This is a genomic window from Castellaniella ginsengisoli (genome assembly GCF_040955415.1).
Lineage (GTDB): Bacteria > Pseudomonadota > Gammaproteobacteria > Burkholderiales > Burkholderiaceae_B > Castellaniella > Castellaniella ginsengisoli.
Genome location: NZ_CP158257.1, coordinates 2,152,374 through 2,171,289 on the forward strand (window position 1 = coordinate 2,152,374; position 18,916 = coordinate 2,171,289).

General features: G+C 64.8%; 14 protein-coding genes, 2 tRNA genes and 1 rRNA gene. 14 read left to right on the forward strand and 3 right to left on the reverse strand.

Annotated elements, in window-relative coordinates:
• The first annotated feature begins 2 nt into the window (after positions 1–2).
• The 8 genes from dnaE to ABRZ00_RS10225 all read left to right on the forward strand — a co-directional run bounded on the left by dnaE (position 3) and on the right by ABRZ00_RS10225 (position 10,114).
• Positions 3–3,482, forward strand: a complete 3,480-nt coding sequence (gene dnaE, locus ABRZ00_RS10190; protein WP_368642092.1) for a DNA polymerase III subunit alpha — start codon at positions 3–5, stop codon at positions 3,480–3,482.
• Positions 3,479–4,249: a glycosyltransferase family 25 protein gene (locus tag ABRZ00_RS10195; RefSeq protein ID WP_368647688.1), complete on the forward strand. Its 771-nt coding sequence runs from the start codon at positions 3,479–3,481 to the stop codon at positions 4,247–4,249. The genes dnaE and ABRZ00_RS10195 overlap by 4 nt, the downstream gene beginning before the upstream one ends.
• Positions 4,246–5,346 carry a glycosyltransferase family 4 protein gene (locus tag ABRZ00_RS10200; RefSeq protein WP_368642090.1) on the forward strand — a complete coding sequence of 367 codons (1,101 nt, stop codon included), beginning with the start codon at positions 4,246–4,248 and terminating at the stop codon, positions 5,344–5,346. Before ABRZ00_RS10195 ends, ABRZ00_RS10200 begins: the two co-directional genes overlap by 4 nt.
• Positions 5,343–6,179 (forward strand): polysaccharide deacetylase family protein, encoded by an 837-nt coding sequence (locus ABRZ00_RS10205; protein WP_368642089.1) that lies wholly within the window; start codon positions 5,343–5,345, stop codon positions 6,177–6,179. The genes ABRZ00_RS10200 and ABRZ00_RS10205 overlap by 4 nt, the downstream gene beginning before the upstream one ends.
• Before the next feature lie 3 nt (positions 6,180–6,182).
• On the forward strand, positions 6,183–6,929 hold the full coding sequence (locus ABRZ00_RS10210) for a glycosyltransferase family 2 protein (RefSeq protein WP_368642088.1): 747 nt from the start codon (positions 6,183–6,185) through the stop codon (positions 6,927–6,929).
• Positions 6,930–6,992: 63 nt separating this feature from the next.
• Positions 6,993–7,775: a polysaccharide deacetylase family protein gene (locus ABRZ00_RS10215; protein WP_368642087.1), complete on the forward strand. Its 783-nt coding sequence runs from the start codon at positions 6,993–6,995 to the stop codon at positions 7,773–7,775.
• Between the two features lie 27 nt (positions 7,776–7,802).
• Positions 7,803–8,909: a glycosyltransferase gene (locus ABRZ00_RS10220; RefSeq protein WP_368642086.1), complete on the forward strand. Its 1,107-nt coding sequence runs from the start codon at positions 7,803–7,805 to the stop codon at positions 8,907–8,909.
• 26 nt (positions 8,910–8,935) lie between these two features.
• Positions 8,936–10,114: a glycosyltransferase family 4 protein gene (locus tag ABRZ00_RS10225; RefSeq protein WP_368642085.1), complete on the forward strand. Its 1,179-nt coding sequence runs from the start codon at positions 8,936–8,938 to the stop codon at positions 10,112–10,114.
• 21 nt (positions 10,115–10,135) lie between these two features.
• On the opposite strand, the gene ABRZ00_RS10230 is transcribed toward ABRZ00_RS10225, so the two are convergent.
• Both ABRZ00_RS10230 and ABRZ00_RS10235 read right to left on the reverse strand, forming a co-directional pair.
• On the reverse strand, positions 10,136–10,900 hold the full coding sequence (locus ABRZ00_RS10230; RefSeq protein WP_368642084.1) for a YdcF family protein: 765 nt from the start codon (positions 10,898–10,900) through the stop codon (positions 10,136–10,138).
• Positions 10,897–11,814 carry a glycosyltransferase family 9 protein gene (locus ABRZ00_RS10235; protein ID WP_368642751.1) on the reverse strand — a complete coding sequence of 306 codons (918 nt, stop codon included), beginning with the start codon at positions 11,812–11,814 and terminating at the stop codon, positions 10,897–10,899. Before ABRZ00_RS10235 ends, ABRZ00_RS10230 begins: the two co-directional genes overlap by 4 nt.
• Before the next feature lie 149 nt (positions 11,815–11,963).
• Here ABRZ00_RS10235 and msbA point away from each other — a divergent pair, with 149 nt between their 5' ends.
• A complete protein-coding gene (gene msbA / locus ABRZ00_RS10240) occupies positions 11,964–13,835 on the forward strand; it encodes a lipid A export permease/ATP-binding protein MsbA (protein ID WP_368642083.1) in 1,872 nt (623 codons plus the stop codon).
• A complete protein-coding gene (locus ABRZ00_RS10245) occupies positions 13,832–14,266 on the forward strand; it encodes a hypothetical protein (RefSeq protein ID WP_368639315.1) in 435 nt (144 codons plus the stop codon). Before msbA ends, ABRZ00_RS10245 begins: the two co-directional genes overlap by 4 nt.
• A 31-nt stretch (positions 14,267–14,297) precedes the next feature.
• Here the strand turns inward: ABRZ00_RS10245 and rng are convergent, their stop codons facing one another.
• Positions 14,298–15,770, reverse strand: coding sequence for a ribonuclease G (gene rng, locus ABRZ00_RS10250; protein ID WP_368642082.1), 1,473 nt, complete (start codon positions 15,768–15,770; stop codon positions 14,298–14,300).
• Positions 15,771–15,947: 177 nt separating this feature from the next.
• On the opposite strand from rng, the gene ABRZ00_RS10255 reads away from it, so the two are divergent.
• The 4 genes from ABRZ00_RS10255 to ABRZ00_RS10270 all read left to right on the forward strand — a co-directional run bounded on the left by ABRZ00_RS10255 (position 15,948) and on the right by ABRZ00_RS10270 (position 18,735).
• Positions 15,948–16,166, forward strand: a complete 219-nt coding sequence (locus tag ABRZ00_RS10255) for a hypothetical protein (RefSeq protein WP_368642081.1) — start codon at positions 15,948–15,950, stop codon at positions 16,164–16,166.
• A gap of 741 nt (positions 16,167–16,907) precedes the next feature.
• A 16S ribosomal RNA gene (locus ABRZ00_RS10260) occupies positions 16,908–18,448 on the forward strand.
• A 97-nt stretch (positions 18,449–18,545) separates the two neighbouring features.
• A tRNA-Ile gene (locus tag ABRZ00_RS10265) sits at positions 18,546–18,622 on the forward strand.
• 37 nt (positions 18,623–18,659) lie between these two features.
• Positions 18,660–18,735, forward strand: a tRNA-Ala gene (locus tag ABRZ00_RS10270).
• Positions 18,736–18,916: the final 181 nt, after the last annotated feature.

Genomic DNA, 18,916 nt, shown 5'->3' on the forward strand with positions numbered 1-18,916 from the left:
CCATGACCACGTCCCCCGATACCCCCCTGTTCGTCCACCTGCGCAGCCACTCCGAATTTTCAGTGGTGGACGGGATCGCGCGCATTCCCGAACTGATCGAGCGGGCGCGGGAATTCGGCCAGCCGGCCATGGCGATCAGCGACCTGGCCAACCTGTTCGGCTGGATCAAGTTCTACAAGACGGCGCGCAAGGCGGGGATCAAGCCCATCGCCGGTTGCGACATCTGGCTGCACAATCCGGCCGACGAGGACAAGCCCTTTCGCGTGCTGCTGCTGGCCTCGGGCCATGCCGCCTATCTGGATCTGTGCGAACTGCTGGCCCGCGCCTGGACGGAAAACAGCCAGCGCGGCCGGGCGGAAATCCGCCGCGAATGGCTGTCGGGAAAAAACGGCCTGATCGTGCTGTCGGGCGCCCGCGCAGGCGATGTGGGGCAGGCGCTGGAGGCGGGCCGCGAGGACGAGGCCCGGCGCCTGGCGCGCCAGTGGGCGGCCGATTTTCCCGACAGCTATTTCATCGAATTGCAGCGCGCCGGATTCGACGGCGACGAGGCCTACGTCCAGTCGGCGCTGCGCCTGGCGGCGGACTGCGGCCTGCCGGTCGTGGCCACGCATCCGATCCAGTTCATTGCGCCGTCCGACTTCCGCGCGCACGAGGCGCGCGTCTGTATCGCCGAGGGCGAACTGCTGGGCAATCCGCGCCGCGTCCGGCGCTTTACCGCCGAGCAGTACATGCCCGACAGCGCCGACATGGCGCGCCGTTTCGCGGACGTGCCCTCGGCGCTGGCCAATGCGGTGCAGATCGCCCGCCGCTGCAATCTGACCCTGACGCTGGGCGAGCCGCAGTTGCCGCTGTTTCCTACACCGGATGGAATCTCGCTGGACGACTACCTGGTGCAACTGGCCAATGAGGGCCTGCAGCGCCGCATGGTCCAGTTGTACCCGGACGCCGATGAGCGCGCCCGGCGGATGCCCGACTACCAGGAGCGCCTGGACCTGGAATGCCGGACCATCGTCGACATGGGCTTTCCCGGCTACTTCCTGATTGTGCAGGACTTCATCAACTGGGGCAAAAGTCACGGCGTGCCGGTGGGGCCGGGCCGGGGCTCGGGCGCGGGCTCCCTGGTGGCCTTCAGCCTGGGGATCACCGACCTGGATCCGCTGCGCTACGACTTGCTGTTCGAGCGCTTCCTGAATCCCGAGCGCGTGTCCATGCCCGATTTCGACGTGGACTTCTGCCAGGACAACCGCGAACGGGTCATCGAGTACGTCAAGGAAAAATACGGCCGCGACGCCGTCAGCCAGATCGCCACCTTCGGCACTCTGGGCGCCAAAGCCGTGGTGCGCGACGTCGGCCGCGTGCTGGAGATGCCCTACAGCGTCTGCGACCGGCTCTCGAAGATGATTCCCTTCAATCCGGCCGATCCCTGGTCGCTGGACCGCACGCTGGAGCACGAACCCGCCTTTCGCGAGCTGTACGACACGGACGAAGAAATCCGGGCGCTCGTCGATCTGGCGCGGCCGCTGGAAGGCCTGACGCGCAACATCGGCATGCACGCCGGCGGGGTGTTGATCGCACCGGGCAAGCTGACCGATTTCTGCCCCCTGTATTGCCAGCCCGGCAGCGAGTCCAGCGTCGTGTCCCAGTTCGACAAGGACGACGTCGAGGCCGCCGGGCTCGTCAAGTTCGACTTCCTGGGCTTGCGCAACCTGACGATCCTGGACTGGGCGGTGCGCTACGTGCGCGAATTCAATCCGGACAAGCGCGATTTCGACCTGATGGCCCTGCCGCTGGACGACCAGGCCACCTACGACCTGCTGTCGGCCGCCAACACCACGGCCGTGTTCCAGCTTGAATCGCGCGGCATGAAGGAACTGCTGAAAAGCATGCGCCCCAACACGTTCGAAGACGTGGTCGCCCTGCTGGCGCTGTTCCGTCCCGGTCCGCTGGAGTCCGGCATGGTGGTCGATTTCGTCAACCGCAAGCATGGCCGTGCCGAGGTCGATTACTTCCACCCCGATCTGGAACCCGTGCTGAAAAGCACCTACGGCGTCATCGTCTATCAAGAACAGGTGATGCTGATCTCGCAGATCATCGGCGGCTATTCCCTGGGGGGCGCCGACCTGCTGCGCCGCGCCATGGGCAAGAAAAAAGCCGAAGAAATGGCCAAGCACCGGGCGATCTTCCAGGAGGGCGCGGTCAAGAAGGGCTACGATCCGGACCTTGCCACCCATCTGTTCGATCTGATGGAAAAGTTCGCGGGCTACGGCTTCAACAAAAGCCACTCGGCCGCCTACGCCTTGATTTCCTACCAGACCGCCTGGCTCAAGGTCTACCATCCGGCCGAATTTCTGGCTGCGACCATGCTGTCGGACATGGACGACACGGACAAGGTCCAGATTTTCTGGCGCGACGCCCTGGAAAACGGCGTCGCCGTCCTGCCGCCGGACGTCAACGAATCCGGCTATCGCTTCGCGCCGGTGGCCGACGAGCACACCGCCCAGGGTCGCCCGCCGCGCACCATCCGCTACGGGCTGGGCGGGGTGAAGGGCACCGGCCAGGCTGCCGTCGAGGCCATCATCGCGGCCCGCGCGGCGGGCGGCCCCTTCACCGGCCTGTTCGATTTCTGCGCCCGGGTGGATCGTCACAGCGTCAACCGGCGCACCATCGAGGCGCTGATCCGCGCCGGGGCCTTCGATGCGCTGGAACCCAACCGCGCCGCCCTGCTCGAAGCCCTGAGCAGCGCCATCGAGGCCGCCGAACAGGCCGAACGCAACGCCAACCAGGTCTCCTTGTTCGACGACAATACGGACGAACTCGTGGCAGACGAGGTCGCGCGCGTCACGCCCTGGGATCTGGAAACCCGCCTGCGGGAAGAAAAAACCGCCTTGGGCTTCTATTTCAGCGGCCACCTGTTCGATGCCTGGCGCGACGAAATCCGCCGCGTGGCGCCCACGCCGTTGGCGCGGCTGGCGCCCTCGCGCGGGCCGCAATGGCTGGCGGGTGTGCTGGCGGAAGTGCGCGTGCGCATGACCCGGCGCGGCAAAATGCTCTATGCCCTGCTGGACGACGGCAGCGCCCAGGTCGAGGTTGCGATTTTCAACGAACTGTACGAACAGCACCGCGAAAGCCTGAAAGAGGATCGCCCGCTGGTGATCCAGGGGCGCGTCAGCCACGATGACTATTCCGGCGGCCTGCGCGTGTCGGCCGACGACCTGTACGATCTGCAGCGGATTCGCGAGAGCCGCGCCCGCAGCTTGCGTCTGTCCGTCCCCGAAAGTCTGGACGCCGACCGTCTGCAGGCGTTGCTGACGCCCTGGCGATCAGCCGAATCCAGCGTGCCCGTCGAATTGCGTCTGCGCGGCCCGCGCTTTTCCTGCCTGCTGCGCCTGGGCGAGGACTGGCGCGTGCGCATGGACGAGACCCTGATCGCCGAGGCCCGGCAGTGGCTGTCCCATGACAATGTAGAGGTCCACTACGGATGAGCACGATTCCGATTCGAGTCATCAGTCTGGCGTCGCGCATCGACCGGCGGCGGCAGGTCGCGGAGCAGTTCGCCCGCCTGGGCGTGGCCGGCTACAGCTTCCTGGATGCGGTCAATGGCAAGGAGCAGCCCGACCATCCGCTGTTCGCCCATTACGATCCGGCCGCGCGCGCGCGCCGCAAGGGGCGTGGACGGGACTTGAAACCGTCCCAGTTGGGCTGCTTTGCCAGTCATTACCTGCTGTGGCAGGAGTGCGCCGCGTCCGGGCGGCCGATGGTCGTGGTCGAGGATGACGCGCTTTTGCAGGACAATTTCCCAGACTTGCTGATCCGGGCGTCGCAACTGGCCGAGCGCTGGCCTCTGATCTGGCTGCATGGGTACGACCGGTCCGGCCGGGATCCCGTCATGGCGGTCGGGCGGATGGGGCCCTTTACGCTGGTCCGCAAACTCAAACGCCATTCCTGCACGGTCGCCTACCTGTTGTCCCCCGCGGGCGCCGAAGCCTTGCAGGCGCATTGCGGATCCTGGATTTACCCGGTGGACGATACGATGATCCGTTTTTACGAACACGGGGTGGAGAGCATCCTGCTCCAGCCGCCTTGCGTGGCCCAGGATCACGACTCGCCCTCGGATATCCGGGGTGCGGAGAACCGGCCCATGCCTTGGCCTGACAAAATCCGCCGCGAATTTTACAAAGCGTGCGACGAAATCCGGCGCGTATGGCACAACCTGCGCGTTCGCCTGCGTTTCCGGCGGCCTGTTTCATGAGGCCCTTGCGTATCCTTCACGCCGAGGCGGCGACCGGGTTCGCAGGACAGGAACGCTATATTTTCCGCCTGATGCACGCGCTGCGGGAGCGCGGCCACGTCGTGCAGGCCGTCTGCCAGCCGCATGCCCAACTGGCGCGCGAGCTGCGGCAGGCCGGGTTTCAGGTCGATGCGATGGAAATGGACGGGCCGTGGAATCACTTGAAAGGGCTGCCGCATCTGGTGGGCCTGTTGCGGCGGGGCGCGTTCGACGTCGTCAATACCCACAGCCGCCGCGAGACCCTGCTGGTCGGCGCCGCCGCCCGGCTGGCCGGCGTGCCGCTGGTGGTGCGGACCCGGCATCTGGCCAAGCCCGTGGGTTCATTGCTGTCGTACACCCGCGTGCCCAAGCGGGTGATTGCACCCAGCGAGTTCGTGCGCCGGCATCTGATCGACCGGGGCGTGCCTCCCGGCCATGTGGCGGTCGTGCCGCCCGCGGTGGATTTTCCCGACCCCATGCCACGGCCTGCGCTCAGGGCCGAGCTGGGACTGGATGCCCAGGCGGTCATCGTCGGCAGCGTCGGCGTGCTGCGGACCGAAAAAGGGCATGAACAACTGATCGAAGCCATGCAACCCTTGCTGGGCCGGTACCCGCACGTCCATCTGGTCATCGTCGGCGGCGGCGACGCCGCCCTGTCCAGGTTGCGCGGGCAGGCCGCCTCGGCCGGCATGGCCGGGCGGATCCACTTGCTGGGAGCCCGGTCCGATGTTCCCGCGCTGCTGCCGGATTTCGATGTGTTCGCCCTGGCGACGCACATTGAAGCCTCGGGCACGGCGTTCGTCGAGGCGGGCGCCGCCGGTCTGCCCGTCGTCGGCACGCGCGTCGGTGGCGTGCCCGAGATGATGCGCGAGGATGAAAGCGGGTTGCTGGTTCCTTTGTTCGATATTCCGGCCTTGACTGCGGCACTGGACCGCCTGATCACGGATCCCGCTTTGCGCCGGCGGATGGGCCAGGCGGGGCGCCGGTATTGTCTGGAAGAAGGCCGCTTCACGCGGGCGGCCCTGGGCGAACGGACGGAAACCTGTTATCGGCATTGGCTGGAGGAGCTTGCACCATGAGCGCGGATATCGTTCCGGTCCTGATGTACCATCATGTCCGGCCCGGAGGAGGCATGATTGCGGCCACTCCGGAGCATTTCGAAGACCAGTTGCGCTGGCTGGACCGCCACGGCTACCGGACGCTGGGCACCGAGGAATTCACCCGCCATCTGGCGCACGGCGGTGCGCCGCGCCGGTCCGTCCTGATCACCTTCGACGACGGCTATCTGGACAACTGGGTCTATGCGGCACCCTTGCTGCGGCGGTACGGCATGCGGGCGACAGTGTTCGTGGTGACCGATTGGGTGGGGCGGGGGCCTGTGCGGCCCGATCTCTTCTGTGGTGAGCCCCTGCCCGAGACGCCGGATCATCGCGAATGCGAACACCGTATCGGCCAGGGCCGTGCGGACGAGGTCATCATGCGGTGGTCGGAAATCCAGGCCTTGCGCGAACAGGGCGTCATGGAATTCCATAGCCATACGCACACGCATACCCGCTGGGATCTGCAAGAGGGCGACAAGAACGCCAGGATGCGCGAAGAGCTGATTTTGTCCCGCCGGTGCCTGGAGCAGAACCTGGGCGAGGTGTCCGATCAATTGTGCTGGCCGCAGGGCTATTTCGATCAGGATTATGTGCGGATCGCGCAGGAGGCGGGGTTTCGCCATCTTTACACGACCCGCGCGTTCGGCCGCAACCGGCCGGGTACGGATCCCGCCTCGATTTTCCGGTTTGCCGTGCGCGATACGACGGGCGCTTCGCTGGGGCGCCGAATTCGTGTGGCCGCCCACCCGCTGATGGCCCCCGTCTTCAATGCCTGGAAACGCTGGAAGCGCGGCCTGAGCTATACGGATTGAGCCATGAAATTGTCCGTGATCCTCATTGTCAAGAACGAAGCGGAGCGTCTCGATGCCTGCCTGGCTTCCGTCTCGTTTGCCGATGAAATCATCGTGCTGGATTCCGGCAGCACCGACGAGACGTGCGCCATTGCCCGCCGGCATGGGGCCCGGGTCGAGACGTCGGCGGACTGGCCAGGCTTCGGACCGCAAAAAAACCGGGCCCTGGATCTGGCGACAGGCGACTGGGTGTTGTCCATCGACGCGGACGAGCAAGTGACGCCCGAGCTGGCGCAGGCGATCCAGGCGGCGGTGCAGGCGCCGGATGCCGATGCCTATCGGATCGCCCGCCTGTCCCGCTTTTGCGGACGCTGGATCCGGCATAGCGGCTGGTGGCCGGATTACGTCGTGCGGCTGTTCCGCCGGGATGCGGGGCGCTTCACCGATGCGGCCGTACATGAACGGGTGCAGGTGCGAGGCCGTACGGGGACGCTGCGAGGGCATTTCCTGCATGATCCCTATGCCAGTCTTGAGGTTTTCGTCGACAAGATCAATCGCTACTCGACCGAGGCGGCGCGCAGCGCTTTCGAGCGGGGACGGCGCACCAGCGTGCTTGGTCCTTTCGGGCATGCCGCCTGGACGTTCATCCGCCATTACATTCTGCGGCGCGGTTTCCTCGACGGCTGGCAGGGGCTGGTGCTGGCCGGCATGGCGGCGACGGGCAGCTTCTATCGCTACGTCAAACTGTATCGTCTCGGACGCGGTCTGTAAGCATCCCGCGGTCTCCCGCCGCATGTCCTGTGCGCCGTGTCCGGACTTTCCTATAATCCGCCCATGATCCCCATCCTCATGTATCACCAGATCGGTGAACCCAGCCCGCGCGGCATGCCCTACCGGGGCCTGACCGTGCATCCCCGGGATTTCCGGCGCCAGATGCTGTGGCTGCGGCGGCTGGGCTACCGGGGCTTGTCGATGGCCCGGCTGATACCCTACTTGCGGGGAGAAAAACACGGCAAGGTGGTCGGCATCACGTTCGACGATGGCTACGCCAATGTGCTGGAAAACGCGGTGCCGGTGCTCGAAGAGTGCGGCTTCCTGGCGACCAACTATTTCGTCGTCCGCCAACTGGGCGGCAGCAACGTCTGGGACGCCGACGAGGGCGTGCCGCCTTCGCCGCTCATGGATGCCGCCGGCTTGCGCGCCTGGGCGGCCGCCGGCCACGAGGTCGGCTCGCATACCTTGAACCATCCCGATCTGTCGCGCATTTCGCCGGAACTGGCCGTCAACGAGATCCGCGATTCACGCGAGGCCCTGGAGCAGATCGCGGGCGCCCCGGTGCGGGCGTTTTGTTATCCCTACGGCCATTTCAACGCTGCGCTGGCGGCGGTCGCGCGCGAAGCCGGCTACGACAGCGCCACGACGACCGCGCGCGGGCTGGCGCGGCTGGACGATGATCCCTATGCCTTGCCGCGTGTCGCCGTCATGCGCTCGACGCATCTGCTGCGCTTCCTGCAAAAATGCCTGACACGGCTCGAAGACAACAAGCGTATCCGGAATGAACAAGCATCCCGGCCGCTCGTCCCTGATGCCGCCCATCCCCCTGGAGACCTTCACTGACCCGGCCTGCGCCCTCTCTGTGAACATATGCGAATCCTCTATACCAATTTTCACCCTCGGGGCAGCGGCGGTCATGCGCCCTACATCATCAATCTGATCCGCTCTTTTCAGGATGAACATGAAATCGTCCTGGCCACGCCTGGCACGAGCCGTTTGTTCGCGCTGGCCCGACAGATACCAGGAGTGCGCTGCGTGGATGTGGCCTACAGTACGAGGGTGTGGCCGATGCTGGCTGAAACGCGCCGGTTGCGGCGCCTGCTGCGCGAAGAGCGCTTCGACATAGCGCACGTCAACGGCTCGGCGGACCACCGGCAGATCATGCTGGCGCGCCTCGGCCTGAGTCATGCGCCGCGCATCGTCTGGACCAAGCACAATACCAAACCGGTCTCAAGCCTCGGAAACGTGATCCGCGCCCGTTGCGGCACGGAGGGCGTCATTGGGGTCTGCGATTTCGTGAGCCGCCAGTTGCAGGCTTCATCCTACGGACGCCTGCCGGTCCATACGATCCGCCTGGGGGTCGACACCGATCATTTCATGCCGCTTCCGCCGTCCGCCGCCGCCCAGGCGCGCCGGGAACTGTTGGGGGAGCTTTCGCAGGATGTGCTGGTGCTGGGCAGCGTGGGCGGCACGGATCTGGAGAAAGGATGGATCTTTCTCGTCCGGGCCGCCGCCCGCTTGCCCCAGGCTCAGCGCATGCGTCTACGCCTGCTGATCGCCGGGGACTTGCCGCCGCCGCTCCTGAGACAGGAAGTCGAGGCGCTGGGCATGGGAGACGCGACGGTCTTTCCGGGCCAGGTGGCCGACCCCCGACGGGTGCTGGCGGCCTGCCACGTGGGCTTCGTGCTGTCCCTGCACGAGGCGGGATCCTATGCGACGTGCGAATCGCTGGCCATGGGGCTGCCGACCCTGGTGTCCGATGCCGGCGGCTTGCCGGAACTGGTTCGACACGGCGTGGACGGCTGGGTGGTCCCGGCCGGCGACGTCGATGCCCTCCATGCCTGGCTGCTGGAGCGCCTCGACGTGCCGGTGCGTCCCGAGGTGGCCGAGTCCGCGCGGCTGCGTGCGCTGGCCTGCTTTGCCATGCCGGAGGCTGCGCAGCGGACCATGGCGCTTTATCGCGAAATCTGCGCCTGAGCCTGCCCGGCCGATATAATCCGTCCATGCCTGATCCCGCATTCTCCGGTGTCGCCCAGCCCCTGTCCATCGCCTTCGTCGTGGATCGCTTCGGCAATCGTTTCGGCGGGGCGGAGGCCTACGGCGTCGAACTCATGCGGGAACTGGCGGCCGCCGGCCACCGCGTCACGGTTTTTGCACGCGAATACGATCCAGCCTGCGGCCTGGAGTTGCCATTCCGGCCGATCGCCGTCAGCCGGCGCTGGCCCAGTTGGATCCGGGTCTGGCTGTTCGCTCGGCGCGCCGCGCGCGCCACGCGCGGCGGTTACGATATTGTCCATTCCCACATGAACGGCTGGTGCGGCAACGTGGAAGTGGTGCACGTCACGCCGGTGCGTTATCGCTGGCGGGTGCGCTCCATGTCCGTGCTGCGCCGGATGTTGTCTTATGTCAGTCCCCGGGTGCAGACCTATCTGGGCCTGGAGGCCCGGCGCGTGGCGCCGCGCGCCGGTCACCGGGTCGTGGCGGTGTCGCAGTTGATCGCGCATCAGTTGGCGCAGGCCTATGGTCCTGGCCTGGACGCCCCCGTGATCGCTCCCGGCGTGGCGCAGGCCGAACCGGTCACCGACGAACTGCGCCGCCGGATGCGGGCCAGCCTGGGGCTGCCGGCAGAAGGCACGCTGTGCCTGCTGGTGGCGCGCAATCCGATGCGCAAGGGTCTGCCCACCGTGCTGCAGGCATTGGCCGAACTGCCGGACGATGTGCTGCTGCTGGTGGTCGGCGCCAATGCCGCGGCGCGCGATTGCGTGTCCCGCGCTCCGGAATCCGTGCGCGGCCGCGTGCATCTGGTGGCGGAAACCTCGCAGGTCGAACCCTATTACCAGGCGGCCGACCTGTACGTGCATCCCACCTTGAACGACAGCTTCGGCATGGCGCCCCTGGAAGCCATGTCCTTCGGCCTGCCGGTGATTCTCAGCCCGGCGCCCTGGTGCGGCTTCGCCCAGTATGTCAGGCCGGAAACCGAAGCCCTGGTCCTCAGCCACCCCGAGCGAGCGGACGAACTCGCGCATGCCATCGGGCGGCTGCGTTCGGATGCGGCATTGCGGCTCCGGCTGCGCGCGGGGGCGCAAGATGTGCTGGCCCGCCATGCCTGGCCGGAAATCGCCCGCCGTTACCTGAACATCTATGCGGATATCCTCCGGGAGCGCGGCGCTGCCGCATGCTGAATCCGGCGCCGTGCAACGGGCTCAGATCCAGCCGCGCGCCCAGTAAACCAGCAGGCCCAGATATTCCTTGATGATCGATCGGCTGGCGTTCAGCGCGCGCATGTCCGGCAGCCAGAATGCGAAGTCCGGGTCGTCGGGAACCACGATCTGGGGCGGAGAGGGCGCCGCGATCGGATTCAGGCCCTGCTTCTGGAAGCTGGCCATGGACCGGGGCATGTGCAGGGCGGACGTGACCAGAAGAAAACGCTCGATGCCCCGCTCACGCAGCAATTGCGCCGAGTAGACCGCGTTTTCGCGCGTGGTGTCGCTCTGGTTTTCTTTCATGATGGCTTCGGCGGGGACGCCGCTGCGCTCGAGCGCCGAAGCCATCATGGCCGCCTCGCTCTGCCCGCCGTCCAGCGCCGCGCCGGAGACGACCACCAGTGGCGCGCGGCCCGCGGCATAGAGTTGCGCGGCCGTATCGGTGCGCTGGATCGCGGTGTCGCGATCATAGGGCTCGAACCAGTTGCGCCGGCCGTTGGCGGAATTGCCGCCCAGGACCACGATGGCCTGGGCCGCCGGCATCTGGGCCGCCGGCGCGTAGGGGTAGCGCTGTTCCAGCAGGCCGCCGGCCCATAGCGAAGAGGTCGGCAAGGACCAGAACACGACCCAGGCCAGAGCGCCGGTGGCCAGCAGGCCGGCTGTCTTGCGCCAGCGCAGGATGAACAGCAGCAGGGCCAGCACCAGCAGGGTGACGGACAGGTTCAGGGGAATCAGCAGGTTTCCGAGAAAAACAGTGATCGTCATGCGACAGGCGAGGTATCCAGGATTTCCAGAGCGGCGGACAGGACTTCCGCAGCGGCGGGCCAGGCGCCCATGCGGCCCATGCGCACAGCCCGGTTCGACCAGGGGCCGGTGCGGGCGGGGTCGGTGACGCCGAACAGCGTGATCTGCCGTGCCTGAGCGGCGGCGCCCAGATGCGAGACCCCGGAGTCGTTGCAGATCACCAGGGCGGCGCGGCGGGTCAGGGTCGCGAAAGCGCCCAGACCCAGAGGCGGCAGCAGCAGGGCGGTGGGAGTCGTCTCGCGCGCGGCCTGCCGTTCGGCCTCGGGCGGCGCCATGGCGACCGTCAGGCCGCGCGCCTGCAGGGACCGGGTCAGGCTGTCGAAGCCCGGCCAGACCTTGACGCGGCCTTTATGCAGGCCCGTGGCCGTCGGCGCGATCAGGACAAAGCCCCCGCTGGCCAGCCCCGCCTGGGAAAGCGCCCGGGAGGCCTCATCCTCGTGAGCGACGGCGGCCCGCCAGCACAATTCATCGGCGGGTTGGGGCGCAGGTTCCGCCAGGCGCCATTGCGCCAGTGCGTGGCGGGTCAAGTGGTACCAGGATTGCACCGCGTGCAGCGGCCCCGCCGGTTTGGCGCACGGCCACCGCAGGATCAGGCTGCGGCCATCGTCACGGTAGCCGGCGCAGGGAATGCCCGCGAAGCGGAACACCAGCGCGCTGGACAGGGAATCGGGCAGCAGCAGGCCCAGCGGCCGCCGTCCGGCCGGCGCCTGGCGGCGCACGTTGCGCACGGCCGCCCGATCGGCGCGCCAGCCGCCTGTCATGGGGATGAAGCCGGCCAGCGGATAAGCCGCCAGCAGGTCGCGCGCCCAGGGCCGGGCGCAGGCGATGACGGGCAGGCCGGTGTCCAGCAGGGCTTCCAGGCTGGGCAGGCTCATGCAGACATCGCCGACCCAGTTGGGCAGGCGGACGTACAAAGCGGTATTGGGGCAGGAGGGCAACGCGTCGGCTCCGGCGCCCGCGGCAGCCAAGCGGCGCGAACGGGCTAAAATGCGTGATTCCCAAAGTATATAAGAGAGTGCGCCGGGTGAAGACCTCCTCCGATCATCCCGCAGACAGCCGCCCCGTGCGGCGGGAGCTGTGGCGGCAGATCTACCTCCGGCTCGGCCGGGACTGGAAGATCGGGGCGCTGGCCCTGGTGCTGCTCAGCATCGCCTCGGCGACGCAGCCCCTGCTGGCCGTCATCATGAAGCCCCTGCTCGACGAGGGCTTCACGGGCGCGCAGCCTTCCTACATCTGGTCCATCCCCCTGGCCGTCGTCGGTTTGATGCTGTTGCGCGGCCTGTGCACCTTCGGCGGCACCTATCTGATGTCCTGGGTCGCGAACAACATGCTGCTGGCCTTGCGGCGCGACATGTTCGACCGTCTGATGGGGATGTCCGACGAAGTCTTCCGGGCGCGCGACCACGGGCGGCTGCTCAATCGGTTCACCATCGACGCCGGCAACGTCAGCGGTCTGTCCACCGAGGTCATCCGCGTCATCGTGCGCGAATCCCTGACGGTCGTGGCGTTGCTGGCGGTGCTGCTGTACATGTCCTGGCAACTGACACTGATCGTTCTGGTGATGCTGCCCCTGTCCGTCATCACGAGCCGTTATTTCATCCGCCGTCTGCGACGCATCAATCGCGATACCATCAACATGAATGCGGAACTGACCCATGTGGTCTCCGAAGGGATCGCGGGGCAGCGGGTCATCAAGCTGTTCGATGGCTACGAACGCGAACGCGGCCGCTTCGCCTATGTCAACGCCCGCCTGCGCCGTTTTTCCATGCGCGCGGCCAGCGCGGATTCGGCCATGTCGCCGATCTCCCAGTTCTTCGTCGCCTTGTCCGTCGCCATCGTCGTCGCCGTGGCCTTGTACCAGGCCAACCACCAAGGGCTGACGGTGGGTAGTTTCGCGGCTTTCATGGCGGCGCTGGGGCAGATCTTCGATCCCCTGAAGCGGCTCACCAACATCGCCGGGGCAACCCAGCGCATGCTGGTTTCCGCCGAAAGCGTCTTCGCCCTGATCGACGAGCCGGTCGAATCCGACACCGGCACCCGGGATATCCAGGCGCGTCTGAATGGCGAGGTCGTCTTCCGGGGCATCACGCACCGCTTTGCCGACGCATCCCGGAACACGCTGGATCAGGTGTCGCTTTCCGTTCCGGCCGGCCAGACTGTGGCGCTGGTCGGCCGTTCGGGCAGCGGCAAGACGACGCTGGTGAACATGCTGCCGCGCTTTATCGAGCCCACCGGCGGGCAGGTGCTGATCGACGGCGTCGACATCCGGGAGTTCCGCCTGCGTGCGTTGCGCTCCCAGCTCTCCCTGGTCAGCCAGGACGTCGTGATGTTCGAGGGGTCGATCGCTGAGAACGTGGCCTATGGTGTCCAGGGCGACGTGTCCGAAGACCGCATCCGCGCCGCCCTGGACGCGGCCAACCTGCTGGCTTTCGTCGACAGCTTGCCCGAAGGCATCCACACCCCTGTCGGCAGCAACGCCAGTGCCCTGTCCGGCGGCCAGCGCCAGCGCCTGGCCATCGCCCGCGCCCTCATCAAGGATGCGCCGATCCTGATCCTCGACGAAGCCACCTCGGCGCTGGACAACGAGTCCGAGCGCCAGGTCCAGGCGTCGTTGGAGCGCCTGATGACCGGCCGCACCACGCTGGTGATCGCCCATCGGCTCAGCACAGTGCAGAAGGCGGATCGCATCGTCGTCCTGGACCAGGGCCGCATCGTCGAGCAGGGCGGGCATGCCGAGCTGTTGGCGGCCGCGGGGCTGTATGCCAAGCTGTATCGTTTGCAGTTCCGGGACGATGCCCAGTCCGTGCCGGCCGATCCAGAAGAACGCCCGCAATCCCCGGTGCCCCTGGCGCCCAGCCCCGCCGATCATGGCGAGGATTCCCGGAGACCTTCATGAAAACCGTATTCGCCCTGGCCGCGCTAGCGGTCCTGACCGCCTGCGCTTCCACAGCCGGCCTGACCGTCGATCAATTGGAAACCGACCGCTACCTGGTGACGGAGCGCCGTCGCCTGCCCATCGATTTTCCGCAGGTGCAGCAAAACCTGTTCAAGCACGCTGAAGCATGCGGCCGGACGTATGTCTTCGAGATGGTGCCCAATGAGTCGGCCTTCGCCCGCGTCGTCTCGCGCCCCGCCCCCGACGCCGGCTGGGAGGACAGCATCGTGCTCAGCCTGACGCGGCTGCACAACCGCACCGTCAACGTCAAAGCCTACAGCTACCGCGCCGGGCAGATGGACCGGGTCCATGAAATGCTGACTGCCATGATGAAGCCGGATGCCTGCGAGGCGAACACCAGTTGGGAAAACAAGCTGGACGTCGGCGACTGACCCGGTCAGGCCCCGGCGGCCCAGGGCGCCGCTACAGCAGCACGATGTCGTAGTGCTCCTGGCTGTAGCCGACCTCCACCTCCAGCGAGATCGGCTTGCCGATGAAGTCGCCCAGCATGGCCAGGTGTTGGCTTTCTTCTTCCAGGAACAGGTCGATCACGGGTTGCGCGGCGACGATGCGAAACTCCCTGGGATTGAACTGGCGCGCCTCGCGCAGGATTTCCCGCAGGATCTCATAGCACAGCGTGCGCGGCGTGCGCACGGTGCCGCGCGATTCGCAGGTGGGGCAAGGCTCGCACAACTGATGCGCCAGCGAATCCCGGGTGCGCTTGCGCGTCATCTCCACCAGCCCCAACTGGCTGAAGCCGCTGACCGTGGTGCGGGTGCGGTCGCGGGCCAGCGCCTTGTTCAATTCGGCCAGCACGGAGGCCTGGTGTCCGGCGTCGTCCATGTCGATGAAATCCAGCACGATGATTCCGCCCAGGTTGCGCAACCGCAGTTGGCGGGCGATGGCGACCGCCGCCTCCAGGTTGGTCTTGAAGATCGTGTCGTCGAAGTTGCGCCCGCCCACGAAACCGCCGGTATTCACGTCCACCGTCGTCAAAGCCTCGGTCTGGTCGATGATCAGGTAGCCGCCGGACTTCAGCTCCACGCGGCGGGACAGGGCGCGGGCGATTTCCTCGTCCACATTGGCCATGTCGAACAACGGCCGGTTGCCGCTGTAGTGGTGAATGCGGTCCGTGACCGAAGGGGTGTAGCGCTGCGCCCATTCCACCAGTTCTTGGGTCACCGTGCGTGAATCGACCGTGATCGAGGCCGTGTCCGGCGTGACCATGTCGCGCAGCACGCGCTGAGCCAGAGTCAGTTCGATGTAGGCGGGAGAGGGCGCCGCCGCCTGGCGGACGCGCGCCTGGATGTTGGCCCACAGCGTGCGCAGGTACGCGATGTCGGCCGCCAGCTCTTCGTCGCTGGCGCCCTCGGCCTGAGTGCGCACGATGAAGCCGCCGGGTTCGTCCTCCGGTTTCAGCGCCAGCAGCCGTTCCCGCAAGGCATTGCGCTCCGCCTCGTCGCCGATGCGCTGGGAAATGCCGATGTGCGGTTCGTGCGGCAGGTAGACCAGCATCCGGCCGGCGATGCTGATGTGGGTGGACAGCCGGGCTCCTTTGGTGCCGAGCGGATCTTTGATGACCTGGACCAGCAGGGGCTGGCCTTCGAACAGCAATTTTTCGATGGGCGTCTGTTGCGGATGATCGCCGTGGCCGATCCGGGCATGGCGGTTCTGCCGCAGATCGGCGACATGGATGAAGGCGGCGCGTTCCTGGCCGATGTCCACGAAGGCGCTTTGCATGCCGGGCAGCACCCGGGCGACGCGCCCCAGGTACAGATTGCCGACGTGGCCGCGCTGGATGCTGCGCTCGATGTGCAGTTCCTGCACCACCCCCTGGGCGGTCAGGGCGACGCGGGTTTCAAAGGGGGTGACGTTGATGAGGATGTCTTCTGTCATGAGGCGCTGTCATTCTGCCGTATCGGTTCCAATGGGCTCAATTTATCACCACCGGCGGCCCCATGTTTGCCCGGCCGGGGCCGATGTCCTACACTCGGGGCGTCCGATACGGACGACGACGCGGGGGCAGGCTCCGTGCCGCCCGCCCTTCCATTAGAAATACAAGAGGGGGCATCCATGCATTCCATCTATCAGATTCTTGCGGCCATTCTCATCGGCACTTCCATTGGCGCCTGTCTGAGCAAGCGCGACATCGTCCTGATGCTGGGTTCCCTGGCCGGCATCGCACTGGGTGTTGTCGCCTTGTTCCTGCCCTCGTGGCCCCCGCTGGCCGTCGGCGCGGCGGTATTCCTCATTGCGCAAACCATGCAGCGTGACGCCAAGGCCAGTGCCTGACCATTCGGCGCGAACCTGACCCGTTTCTTTCCAAGGGCTTGGTTCGCCGGTTCTTTCGGAAGCGGCCGGCCGCCGCCTCAGGCGGCGACCACTCCGTTTCTGCCTTTTTTCGAGGTGGTTTGCACGGCTTTAAAAAAGCGTGCTATAGTCTCGTTTCTTCGCCGCCAGGCACACGGGTTAACCCCTAGATTCTTAGGTTTTACCGATAGGGATCAGGGTCCGCGGGCCAGGCCGGAGTTCAGAAGCTTGCAGGCGTAGGCCCGGCTTCCGAACCGAAACCGGCAGCGAAGACCGGCGGGGATTTCGGTTCCGGTCCGGAGCCTGAAGGGGCTTGACATTGAAACGTATAAATGTTTTAATTTCGGGCTCGACAGCGAGGCATGAAGGCCTTGTCGGTCAGGGGGTTGGGATGTGGTTCGGACGAAGTCCGGGCCGATCGAAAAAAGCCAGCCGCTTGACACGACGTAAAAAGTACTTCATAATCTCGTTTCTCTGCTTCTTGCAGAATTGCTCTTTAAAAACTTAACAGCCGATAAGTGTGGGCGCTTGATGACAAGCGACGCTGACCGGTGCGATAGGTTCTCACGGACCGGTCGCAATGCCGGAGAAGCAAAGCAACAAACCAAGTGCTCATACTACAGAAATGAAGAAGTAAGGTTTTTGACCGAACTTCGTCTTTCTTTGAGCATAGCGACGTATGAACCGACCTTGATTGGTTGAGGAAATACGATTACAGGAATTGAACTGAAGAGTTTGATCCTGGCTCAGATTGAACGCTAGCGGGATGCTTTACACATGCAAGTCGAACGGCAGCGCGAGAAAGCTTGCTTTCTTGGCGGCGAGTGGCGAACGGGTGAGTAATGTATCGGAACGTGCCCAGTAGCGGGGGATAACTGGCCGAAAGGTCAGCTAATACCGCATACGCCCTACGGGGGAAAGGGGGGGATCGCAAGACCTCTCACTATTGGAGCGGCCGATATCGGATTAGCTAGTTGGTGGGGTAAAGGCCTACCAAGGCAACGATCCGTAGCTGGTTTGAGAGGACGACCAGCCACACTGGGACTGAGACACGGCCCAGACTCCTACGGGAGGCAGCAGTGGGGAATTTTGGACAATGGGGGCAACCCTGATCCAGCCATCCCGCGTGTGCGATGAAGGCCTTCGGGTTGTAAAGCACTTTTGGCAGGGAAGAAACAGCCCGGGTTAATACCCCGGGTCAATGACGGTACCTGCAGAATAAGCACCGGCTAACTACGTGCCAGCAGCCGCGGTAATACGTAGGGTGCAAGCGTTAATCGGAATTACTGGGCGTAAAGCGTGCGCAGGCGGTTCGGAAAGAAAGGTGTGAAATCCCAGGGCTTAACCTTGGAACTGCACTTTTAACTACCGGGCTAGAGTACGTCAGAGGGGGGTAGAATTCCACGTGTAGCAGTGAAATGCGTAGAGATGTGGAGGAATACCGATGGCGAAGGCAGCCCCCTGGGATGATACTGACGCTCATGCACGAAAGCGTGGGGAGCAAACAGGATTAGATACCCTGGTAGTCCACGCCCTAAACGATGTCAACTAGCTGTTGGGGTTTATTAACCTTAGTAGCGCAGCTAACGCGTGAAGTTGACCGCCTGGGGAGTACGGTCGCAAGATTAAAACTCAAAGGAATTGACGGGGACCCGCACAAGCGGTGGATGATGTGGATTAATTCGATGCAACGCGAAAAACCTTACCTACCCTTGACATGTCTGGAATCCTTTAGAGATAGAGGAGTGCTCGCAAGAGAACCGGAACACAGGTGCTGCATGGCTGTCGTCAGCTCGTGTCGTGAGATGTTGGGTTAAGTCCCGCAACGAGCGCAACCCTTGCCATTAGTTGCTACATTAAGTTGGGCACTCTAATGGGACTGCCGGTGACAAACCGGAGGAAGGTGGGGATGACGTCAAGTCCTCATGGCCCTTATGGGTAGGGCTTCACACGTCATACAATGGTCGGGACAGAGGGTTGCCAAACCGCGAGGTGGAGCCAATCTCAGAAACCCGATCGTAGTCCGGATCGCAGTCTGCAACTCGACTGCGTGAAGTCGGAATCGCTAGTAATCGCGGATCAGCATGTCGCGGTGAATACGTTCCCGGGTCTTGTACACACCGCCCGTCACACCATGGGAGTGGGTTTCACCAGAAGTAGGTAGCCTAACCGCAAGGGGGGCGCTTACCACGGTGAGATTCATGACTGGGGTGAAGTCGTAACAAGGTAGCCGTATCGGAAGGTGCGGCTGGATCACCTCCTTTAAGAGCTCACAGCAAAGCTCGTTATTGAAGCGTCCACGCTTATCGGCTGTTTGGTACATGGTCTGAAGTCCAGGCCTGCATGAAAAGCAGACTCAAGGGGTCAGTAGCTCAGTCGGTTAGAGCACCGTCTTGATAAGGCGGGGGTCGATGGTTCGAATCCATCTTGACCCACCACGATTCATTGTCGGGCGGTAGGCTGGCGATGGGTTCTGGGGGATTAGCTCAGCTGGGAGAGCACCTGCTTTGCAAGCAGGGGGTCGTCGGTTCGATCCCGTCATCCTCCACCAGCGATTCATGGGGAAAGCGGGGCATCAGGCCTTCAGTCAAGAGCATCCTGGGCGACTAGGGTGTTGCTGACTGAGCGGGGCATCGCGAGATGAGCCCTCGGTGGAAGTACCATGTTCTTTAACAATCTGGAAGAAGCACAACAATGTAAATATCATGATCGACTTGATTGTCGAGCAGGGT

Coding starts and splice junctions, on each gene's coding strand:
- ABRZ00_RS10225 (WP_368642085.1), top strand. CDS start 8,936: ATGCCTGATCCCGCATTCTCCGGTGTCGCCCAGCCCCTGTCCATCGCC.
- ABRZ00_RS10220 (WP_368642086.1), top strand. CDS start 7,803: ATGCGAATCCTCTATACCAATTTTCACCCTCGGGGCAGCGGCGGTCAT.
- ABRZ00_RS10200 (WP_368642090.1), top strand. CDS start 4,246: ATGAGGCCCTTGCGTATCCTTCACGCCGAGGCGGCGACCGGGTTCGCA.
- ABRZ00_RS10195 (WP_368647688.1), top strand. CDS start 3,479: ATGAGCACGATTCCGATTCGAGTCATCAGTCTGGCGTCGCGCATCGAC.
- ABRZ00_RS10245 (WP_368639315.1), top strand. CDS start 13,832: ATGAAAACCGTATTCGCCCTGGCCGCGCTAGCGGTCCTGACCGCCTGC.
- dnaE (WP_368642092.1), top strand. CDS start 3: ATGACCACGTCCCCCGATACCCCCCTGTTCGTCCACCTGCGCAGCCAC.
- ABRZ00_RS10230 (WP_368642084.1), bottom strand. CDS start 10,900: ATGACGATCACTGTTTTTCTCGGAAACCTGCTGATTCCCCTGAACCTG.
- ABRZ00_RS10255 (WP_368642081.1), top strand. CDS start 15,948: ATGCATTCCATCTATCAGATTCTTGCGGCCATTCTCATCGGCACTTCC.
- rng (WP_368642082.1), bottom strand. CDS start 15,770: ATGACAGAAGACATCCTCATCAACGTCACCCCCTTTGAAACCCGCGTC.
- ABRZ00_RS10205 (WP_368642089.1), top strand. CDS start 5,343: ATGAGCGCGGATATCGTTCCGGTCCTGATGTACCATCATGTCCGGCCC.
- ABRZ00_RS10235 (WP_368642751.1), bottom strand. CDS start 11,814: ATGAGCCTGCCCAGCCTGGAAGCCCTGCTGGACACCGGCCTGCCCGTC.
- ABRZ00_RS10215 (WP_368642087.1), top strand. CDS start 6,993: ATGATCCCCATCCTCATGTATCACCAGATCGGTGAACCCAGCCCGCGC.
- ABRZ00_RS10210 (WP_368642088.1), top strand. CDS start 6,183: ATGAAATTGTCCGTGATCCTCATTGTCAAGAACGAAGCGGAGCGTCTC.